Origin of the sequence: Nocardia sp. NPDC050435 (genome assembly GCF_040655395.1) — a bacterium.
GTDB lineage: Bacteria > Actinomycetota > Actinomycetes > Mycobacteriales > Mycobacteriaceae > Nocardia.
The window spans coordinates 559,471-567,409 of the sequence record NZ_JBFAJW010000006.1; the positions used below are offsets into that span (position 1 = coordinate 559,471).

The window sequence follows — 7,939 nt, forward strand, 5'->3', positions numbered from 1 at the left end:
AAACCTTGGAGCTTCGACGATCAAGCGTCCAGATCGATATGCCGGGTCACAAACGACTACTGGCCCGGCGGGCGCACGTTCAGCGTCGGCGTGCCGAACTGCAACGTGGTCGCACCCAGCGGACGGTCGGCGACCTCGGTGAGCGCCTGTGCCCAGCCGTCCAGCCGATCGGCGGCGTGCCGCAGGTCGGAGACGATGGTGTCGAATTGGTGCGCCACGACCAGCGATTCGGGCACCGCCAGCACGCCGCCCGCGGCCGCGACGACCTGCTCGTACTCGGCGACCCCGGCCTCCAGCCGCGACACCGCGAACTGCACGTTGGCGCGCAGCGCGTTCGCCGCCTCCGAACCGACCGCGATCAGGGCGCGCTCCATGTGCACGATGTCGACCGAGAGCGCGTGCAGGGCCTCCGCGCCGGAGGCGGCCGTCTCGACCATCTCGGCGAATTCGTCGGGCGGCAGGCGATTGGACCGGCCGATCGCGGCCGTGAGGCCGTGCATCGCCCGCTCGGCCTGCGCCAGCCGCGCGATGGCCGGGCGGGACGCCGAACCCAGGGGCGGCTGCTTGCGGGGCACGTAGGCGGCCTGCGGCAGCGGCACACTGCGCAGTCGCAGATAGCGGCGGGCGCTGTAGGCGGCGCCGGTGACCAGCGCCACCGCGAACCCGCCGAGCACCACGACCGCGCCGATCGGCGCGGAGATGACGACCAGGCCGACGGCACCGGCGGTGGTGAGCCCCGAGGCGGTGCCGAGCTGGAAACTGGCCCGCCGCGCGCGACGGCGCTTGCGCAGTTCCCGCTCGCGGGGATCGGCCCATTTGCGGACCGCGGTCAGCGCGCTCTCGCCCGCCTCGCGCAGGGATTCGGGCAGATTCGACGGCGGCGCACCGAAACCCGGCGGCGGCACGGCAGGCAGCCGCTGACCGGGCTGCGGGTGAGTTCGCTTGCGGCTCATGCTGTTCCCCAAACCGTGCGCCACCCACCGTGCTGCGGGAGGACCAGCCCCGGCAAAACCTTCATCGAAATGAATTCCCTAGCGCGTCGAAACGATGCTTACGCCTGACCCTTCTCGTACCGCACCTCGGTCTGCGCCGGCTGCGGCTGAGCCGGATCGATCGCCTGCTGCTGACCACCCGAGGGCAGCGATTCGCCGCGCATGGAGGCGCGGATCTGCTCCAGCTTGCTGTGCCCGGCCATCTGGATGCTGGCCTGCTGCACCTCGAGCATGCGGCCCTGCACCGAGTTCTGGGCCAGCTCGGCCGAACCCAGCGCGTTGGCGTAGCGGCGCTCGATCTTGTCGCGGACGGCGTCCAGGCTGGGGGTGTTGCCCGGCGCGGACAGCGTCGAATCCATCTGCTGCAGCGAGGCGCTGACCTGCTCCTGCATCTTGGCCTGCTCGAGCTGGCTGAGCAGCTTGGTGCGCTCGGCGACCTTCTGCTGCAGCATCATCGCGTTCTGCTCGACGGCCTTCTTGGCCTGCGCGGCGGCCTGCAACGACTGATCGTGCAGCACCTTCAGATCTTCCACCGACTGCTCGGCGGTGACCAGCTGCGCGGCGAAAGCCTCTGCGGCATTGGTGTATTGGATCGCCTTCTCGGTGTCGCCCGCGCCGCTGGCCTGATCGGCGAGCATGACCGCCTGCCGGGCGTTGGCGTTGAGCTTCTCGACCTCGTCCAGCTGACGGTTCAGCTTCATCTCCAGCTGACGCTGGTTGCCGATGACGGACGCGGCCTGCTGCGAGAGGGCCTGATGCTGGCGCTGAGCTTCCTCGATAGCCTGCTGGATCTGCACCTTCGGATCCGCGTGCTCCTCGATCTTCGAGTCGAAGAGGGCCATCAGGTATTTCCAGGCCTTGACGAACGGATTAGCCATCGATTGATCCCGCCTCCATGCTCTGCTACCGCTGCCCGCGGCAGTCGGTGCGCGACCGTCACGCACCCGATATGTGCCTATCCTCCACTATGCGGCGCGCGGACCGGGCGAACCCGGCCCGAGCGAGCATCCATCCAATGAGAAATCTATCCGTTTCGGGCGCCGCGCAGCAGCGCGGCGCCGTTGTCCACCAGAACTTCTCAGTTGCTCTTCACCAGGATCAGCATGTCCGACTTCGGGGCCGGAATGACGATCCGGGTGTCCTCGGCGATCCGCGAGGCCCGCGGACCGGCCACCGACATGGTGGCGGTGGCGGGCTCGGCGGCGCCCTCGCCGGCCGGCGCCGCGGCCGGTTCGGCGGTGCGCTCTTCGCTCGCGGCCGCGGCCTCGGCCGGCACCGGCAGCCCGTCGGCGCCCGCCATGATCGTGCTCACGTCCCAGAGCACTCTGGACAGCGGCACGTCCAGCGCCGCGCAGATCGCGGCGAGCAGCTCGCTGGAGGCCTCCTTGCGGCCTCGCTCCACCTCGGACAGGTACCCCAAGCTCACGCGCGCGGAGGTGGACACCTCACGCAAAGTCCGGTTCTGGGCGAGGCGCGCACGCCGCAGACTGTCCCCGATCGCCTCTCGAAGCAGCGTCATCACGTTCTCCTTCGCTCCCAGTATGCGGTGGACCGGAATATAGCCCGATCACCGCTCCAACGGACCCGCACGGCAACTATCGACGCCGGACGTACACCCGTTTCATCTGGCACAACGTCGGACGCCCTCCGGTGAGTTCCCGCCCTCGTGAACTCACCACTACACAGTCAGCCCGCGAACGCACCGGAGTAGTTCCCGCACCGCGGTGTGGGCCGCGGCGAGTCTGATCGTCCACCGGTCACCGGAGAGTTGCAACCGGATCACCTCGGTGTGCCAGGGACTGGACAGCCCCAGGAACACCGTCCCGACCGGGTGACCGTCCTGCGAATCCGGCCCGGCCACGCCGGTCAGGCCGCAACCCCAGGTGGCCGCGCACCGGACCCGGGCTCCGACCGCGAGCTGCTCGGCCGTGCGCGCGGCGACCGGGCCGTCGGTGCGCAGCAGGTCCGCGTCGACCTCCGCGAGCGAGTGCTTGAGGTCGGTCGCGTAGACGATCAGCCCGCCGCGCAGCACCGCGCTCGCGCCCGGGACGCCCGCGATGGTCGCGCCGAGCAATCCGGCGGTGAGGGATTCGGCGGTGGCCACGGTGTGCCCGTGGGTAGCCAGTTCGCGGACGAGTTCGGCGGCGGGCACGCCCGCCGTCAGCGGATCGGTGGTCATCGGCCGCTGTGCGCGCCCGCGAACCAGACCCGGGCCGCCTGCCCCACGTAATCCAGGCCGGTGATCACCGTGAGCGCGACCGCCAGGTACATCAGGCCCATCCCCGCGGTGATGAAACCGCCCGCCAGCGGCAACAGCAGCACCGCGATGGCCAGCGACTGGACCAGCGTCTTCAGCTTGCCGCCGCGACCGGCCGGGATCACCCCGCGCCGCACGACCACCAGCCGCAGCAGCGTCACCCCGATTTCGCGGCCGCAGATGACCAGCGTGATCCACCACGCCAGATCACCCAGCGCGGAGAGCCCGATCAGGGCCGAGCCGATCAGCGCCTTGTCCGCGATCGGGTCGGCGAGCTTGCCGAAGTCGGTGACCAAACCGTATTTGCGGGCCAATTGCCCGTCGAAGCGATCGGTGATGGCGGCGATGCCGAACAGTGCGGCCGCGGCGATCCGCCAGCCCGTCTCGTGGCCGCCGCCGGCGAAGAGGGCGAGCACGAACAGCGGCACGAGCGCGATCCGGAACATGGTCAGCACGTTCGCGATGTTCATCAGCGGCACGTTCGGCTCGGCGGGCACGGGGACGAACCCCGACCGCACCGGCTCCGCCGCCCACGGCGAATCGATCTCTTCCGGCTGCACACTCATTCCCCCGCCCCTGCTCTATCGCGGAGCACCCGCATCCACACGCGGGCAGCGCGGGGCGACGGAGGCGAGGGGATGTGCGGCACGCGTTCAGCCTATCGGTAACGGGGCCGACTACTGTGCACCCCATGACCTCTCGGGGACCACAGGGTGGTTCGACCAGCGATGCCCAGCCGGGCGCATCGACGGATGCGCAGCTCGCCACGCCGGTGGTGCGACGCGCGCGAACCTCCGACGTCCCCGAGATCAAGCGTTTGGTCGATGTCTACGCGGGCCGGATCCTGCTGGAAAAGAACCTGGTCACGCTGTACGAGGCGGTGCAGGAATTCTGGGTCGCCGAGGTCGGCGGCCGGGTTGTGGGCTGCGGGGCGCTGCACGTGCTGTGGGCCGATCTCGGCGAGGTCCGCACGGTGGCGGTGCACCCGGACGTGAAGGGCCACGGCGTCGGCAAGCTGATCGTCGAGCGACTGGTCGCGGTGGCCCGGCAGCTGGAGCTGCGGCGGCTGTTCGTGCTCACCTTCGAGGTCGATTTCTTCGGCCGGCACGGTTTCGCGGAGATCGAGGGAACACCGGTGACCGCCGAGGTGTTCGCCGAGATGTGCCGGTCCTACGACACCGGTGTGGCCGAGTTCCTCGACCTCAGCTATGTGAAACCGAACACGCTCGGCAACACTCGCATGTTGCTGACCCTTTGAGAGAAAGAGATCGCAGTGCCGACTTTCGCCGTCCACTACACCTACTCCGACGCCACCGTGGCCGGTCGCGACGAGCACCGGCCAGAGCATCGGACCTGGCTCGCGGATCTGGCCGACTCGCAGGTGCTGCTGAGCAGCGGTCCCTACGGTGACGGCTCCGGCGCGCTGCTGCTGTTCCGCGCCGAGAGCGAGGCCGCGCTGAAGGAACTGCTGGGCCAGGATCCGTTCGCGCGCGAGAACCTGGTCGAGGAGGTTCGCGTGGTCGAGTGGACCCCCACCATCGGTGAGCGCTTCGGCGCCTGAGACGACGAAGCCCGCGCGCCCCGCCGATTTCCGGCGGGGCGCGCGGGCTTTCCCACGGATCAGCTCTGCTTGACGGTGCCCCGGGTCTTGGCCAGGCTGGCGACGGTCGCCACGGCCAGGATGCCGAGGATCACCCCCAGCGAGACCGGGGTGGAGATCTCCGGAACGGCGATGTGCTCGCCGCCGTTGAGGAACGGCAGCGTGTTCTCGTGCAGCGCGTGCAGCACCAGCTTCACGCCGATGAACGCCAGGATCGCGGCCAGGCCGTAGGACAGGTAGACCAGGCGGTCCAGCAGTCCGCCGATGAGGAAGAACAGCTGACGCAGGCCCATCAGGGCAAACGCGTTGGCGGTGAACACCAGGTAGGGCTGTTCGGTCAGGCCGTAGATCGCGGGGATCGAGTCCAGCGCGAACAGCAGGTCGGCGAAGCCGATGGCCAGCAGGGCCAGCAGCAGCGGGGTCAGCGTGCGCCGCCCGTCGATCCGGGTGACCAGCTTGTCGCCGTGGTATTCGTCGGTGGTCGGGAAGATCCGCTTGACCAGCGCGACGATGCGGCTGTCGCGTTTCTCCTCGACCTCCTCCTCGTGCCCGCTCTCCTTGAGCAGCTTGGCGGCGGTGTAGATGAGGAACGCGCCGAACAGGTAGAACACCCAGCTGAACGCGCTGATCGCGGCCGCGCCGACGGCGATGAAGACGCCGCGCATGACCAGGGCCAGCACGATGCCGATGAGCAGCACCTTCTGCTGGTAGATCCGGGGCACCGCGAAGGTGCTCATGATGATCAGGAAGATGAACAGGTTGTCGACCGAGAGCGCTTTCTCGGTGACGAAGCCCGCGTAGTACTCCCCGGCGTAGGTGCCGCCCCACTGCCAGGCCACGAAACCGCCGAACAGCAGTGCGATGCCGATGTAGACCGCGGACCAGAAGCCGGATTCGCGGAACGTAGGCTCGTGCGGGGTGCGCACGTGGGCAAAGAAGTCGAAGACGAAGAGCCCGAGGATCACCAGCACGGTGATCGCCCAGGTCAAGGTGGTCACATGCATGCGTCAGCCCGATCGGCTTGGATTCTCATGGTGTCCATAGTGCCCGATATGTCCGTTTCTGTCCGCTAGCGGGGTATTAGCTACCCATAGTTCCATAAGTTCGCAGGTAGACGCCGCGCCGCCGCCCGCCCGCGCCGCGCCGCCGCCCGCCCGCGCCGCGGCGGCCCCGGCTAACCCGGACCGGCGCGTCAGCAAATCGATCCAGCAAACCCGACCGGACATCTGAGACGGCACGCCGGAAAATAGGTTTCGCGTACCGATTTGGGGTGTTAGCGTCATAGACGACAACTTCGAGGACCACCAACCCGGAAGGGCGACACCATGATCCGGCAGACCATGCAGCAGCGACGCAGCTCGCTCGGTGGCGTCTGGCGCGGGTTCGTCCGGCTATCGGCCACCCAACAGGTCCGCCTCGCGCGTACCCGGAGCCGCCCCTGAGGTCTCGTTTCTCGCAGACCTGTTGGGGTCACTCCGGCGCTACCCGCCCAGGAGTGGCCCCTTTTTCGTATGTCTCTAGTTCGTTTCCCTACGGATGTAGCTCAACGGAAGAGCGACAGTCTCCAAAACTGTTGGCTGGGGGTTCGAATCCCTCCATCCGTGCTCCCTCGTAGCCCAATTGGCAGAGGCGCCGGCATTAGGAGCCGGTTGTTGCGAGTTCGAATCTCGTCGAGGGAACTACCCCACAGGGGGCATGCGCTCGTAGCTCAAAGGAAGAGCACCGGTCTACGAAGCCGGCGGCTGGAAGTTCGAATCTTCCCGGGCGCACCGATGGAGTGTGGTGTAAGCGGCAGCACGGCGGGTTTTGGTTCCGTCGGTTCAGGTTCGAACCCTGGCACTCCAGCATCGCTTGTCTCGGAACGCATTTGCCGAAATCCAGCGGCAGCCCGGCGGCGCGCGGCCCGTATGCTGCCCGTCGGGTGCGTTCGACGCGCCCGCGATCGAACGTGATGGAGGACAGATGGCGCCGGGGAATCGCAGACAGGACGATCCGTGGGATCAGCCGACGGAGGTGTTCGCGCCGGTCCGGGGTGAGCACGCGCCGCTACCCCGCCGCGGCGACCCGGGTCCGTCCAAGCAGGCGCGGACCCGGCAGCGGATCCTGATCGGGGTGTCGGCGGCCGTCGTGGCGGCGGTCCTGATCGTCGGCGGGCTGTTCGTCACCGGGTTCTTCGCGCAGACCGGCCCCTCGGAGCCGAACCCGACGGCGGCCGCGCAGACGACGACCACGGCCGCCGCCGGCACCACGCGGGCCCTGCCGGTGCCCTCGGCCGGCGCGCCGATCGCCACGGTGGCCAAGTGGATCGAGGCGGGCACCCCGGTCGACGCGAGCGGATTCCACAGCGCGACCACCGAGGACGGCAAGGCCACCAACCTCGGCTCCGCGGTCGCGTTCGCCAGCCCGTCCGAGAAGATCCGCTGCATGACGCCGCGCAAGGCCACCACGGCCCGGCCGGGCATGCGCTGCATCGTGCAGTACGACGACCCGCCCGCACGCCCGGCCGACGCGCCCAGCCACGGCAACTGGGTCGGCAGCCTGACCGACTTCCAGGACGGTGTCCTCGGCATCGGTCAGCTGGCCGGTGACCCCGGCGATTTCACGCTGGGCGACGGGGCCACCCTGGCCTACGGCAGCCGCCTCACCTTCAACGAATTCGATTGCCGGATGGACGAAGCCGGGCTGTTCTGCCTCGACAAGAACGCCGGGGCGGCGGTCCGGCTCGGCTCCAAGGGCGCCGAACCGTTCGGCTGCCTCGGCGAGACCGCCTCCGAGCAGTACGGCATCGAATACTCGTGCGCCTCGGCGAGTGATCCCACCACCACCAAACCCAGCACCACCCAGTCCAGCAGCACCACCACACCCGCCGCGGGCGGGGCACCGGCGCTGGGCGCGCCCTGCACCGAATCCGGCAAGAAGGCCAAGTCCGCCGACGGCCGCAATCTGACCTGCGGTACCGCCAGCGACGGCGACCTGCGCTGGCTCGGGTACTGACCTAGGTGTACTGACCATGGACGTTGGTGACGGCGTGGCGAGCTGGACATGACGAAGACCTCCGAGTGAAGTGCGAGCTGTCTAGGAACGCATCCA

At 68.7% G+C, this 7,939-nt stretch carries 9 protein-coding genes and 4 tRNA genes; 7 read left to right on the forward strand and 6 right to left on the reverse strand.

Annotation, left to right across the window (positions count from 1 at the left end):
* Positions 1-56: 56 nt before the first annotated feature.
* From AB0I43_RS21825 to pgsA, 5 genes are all read right to left on the reverse strand, one after another.
* Positions 57-953, reverse strand: coding sequence for a hypothetical protein (locus AB0I43_RS21825; protein ID WP_356981485.1), 897 nt, complete (start codon positions 951-953; stop codon positions 57-59).
* A gap of 98 nt (positions 954-1,051) precedes the next feature.
* Entirely contained in the window at positions 1,052-1,870 is an 819-nt protein-coding gene (gene pspA / locus AB0I43_RS21830) for a phage shock protein PspA (protein WP_356981486.1), read from the reverse strand.
* A gap of 200 nt (positions 1,871-2,070) precedes the next feature.
* Positions 2,071-2,514, reverse strand: a complete 444-nt coding sequence (locus AB0I43_RS21835) for a helix-turn-helix transcriptional regulator (RefSeq protein WP_356981487.1) — start codon at positions 2,512-2,514, stop codon at positions 2,071-2,073.
* Between the two features lie 156 nt (positions 2,515-2,670).
* Complete coding sequence (locus AB0I43_RS21840; protein WP_356981488.1) at positions 2,671-3,171, reverse strand: CinA family protein; 501 nt, start codon at positions 3,169-3,171, stop codon at positions 2,671-2,673.
* Positions 3,168-3,815 carry a CDP-diacylglycerol--glycerol-3-phosphate 3-phosphatidyltransferase gene (gene pgsA / locus AB0I43_RS21845; RefSeq protein ID WP_356981489.1) on the reverse strand — a complete coding sequence of 216 codons (648 nt, stop codon included), beginning with the start codon at positions 3,813-3,815 and terminating at the stop codon, positions 3,168-3,170. The genes AB0I43_RS21840 and pgsA overlap by 4 nt, the downstream gene beginning before the upstream one ends.
* Before the next feature lie 125 nt (positions 3,816-3,940).
* On the opposite strand from pgsA, the gene AB0I43_RS21850 reads away from it, so the two are divergent.
* Both AB0I43_RS21850 and AB0I43_RS21855 read left to right on the forward strand, forming a co-directional pair.
* Positions 3,941-4,507: an amino-acid N-acetyltransferase gene (locus AB0I43_RS21850; protein ID WP_356981490.1), complete on the forward strand. Its 567-nt coding sequence runs from the start codon at positions 3,941-3,943 to the stop codon at positions 4,505-4,507.
* A 15-nt stretch (positions 4,508-4,522) separates the two neighbouring features.
* Positions 4,523-4,810, forward strand: coding sequence for a YciI family protein (locus tag AB0I43_RS21855; RefSeq protein WP_356981491.1), 288 nt, complete (start codon positions 4,523-4,525; stop codon positions 4,808-4,810).
* Positions 4,811-4,869: 59 nt separating this feature from the next.
* On the opposite strand, the gene AB0I43_RS21860 is transcribed toward AB0I43_RS21855, so the two are convergent.
* On the reverse strand, positions 4,870-5,853 hold the full coding sequence (locus AB0I43_RS21860; protein ID WP_356981492.1) for a TerC family protein: 984 nt from the start codon (positions 5,851-5,853) through the stop codon (positions 4,870-4,872).
* A gap of 528 nt (positions 5,854-6,381) precedes the next feature.
* Between AB0I43_RS21860 and AB0I43_RS21865 the strand changes: the two genes are divergently transcribed.
* From AB0I43_RS21865 to AB0I43_RS21885, 5 genes are all read left to right on the forward strand, one after another.
* Positions 6,382-6,453 (forward strand) — tRNA-Trp (locus tag AB0I43_RS21865).
* A gap of 1 nt (position 6,454) precedes the next feature.
* Positions 6,455-6,528: transfer RNA gene (locus tag AB0I43_RS21870), tRNA-Leu, on the forward strand.
* An 18-nt stretch (positions 6,529-6,546) separates the two neighbouring features.
* Positions 6,547-6,618, forward strand: a tRNA-Arg gene (locus AB0I43_RS21875).
* A 4-nt stretch (positions 6,619-6,622) separates the two neighbouring features.
* Positions 6,623-6,694: transfer RNA gene (locus tag AB0I43_RS21880), tRNA-Gln, on the forward strand.
* A gap of 117 nt (positions 6,695-6,811) precedes the next feature.
* On the forward strand, positions 6,812-7,843 hold the full coding sequence (locus tag AB0I43_RS21885; RefSeq protein WP_357432587.1) for a hypothetical protein: 1,032 nt from the start codon (positions 6,812-6,814) through the stop codon (positions 7,841-7,843).
* Positions 7,844-7,939: the final 96 nt, after the last annotated feature.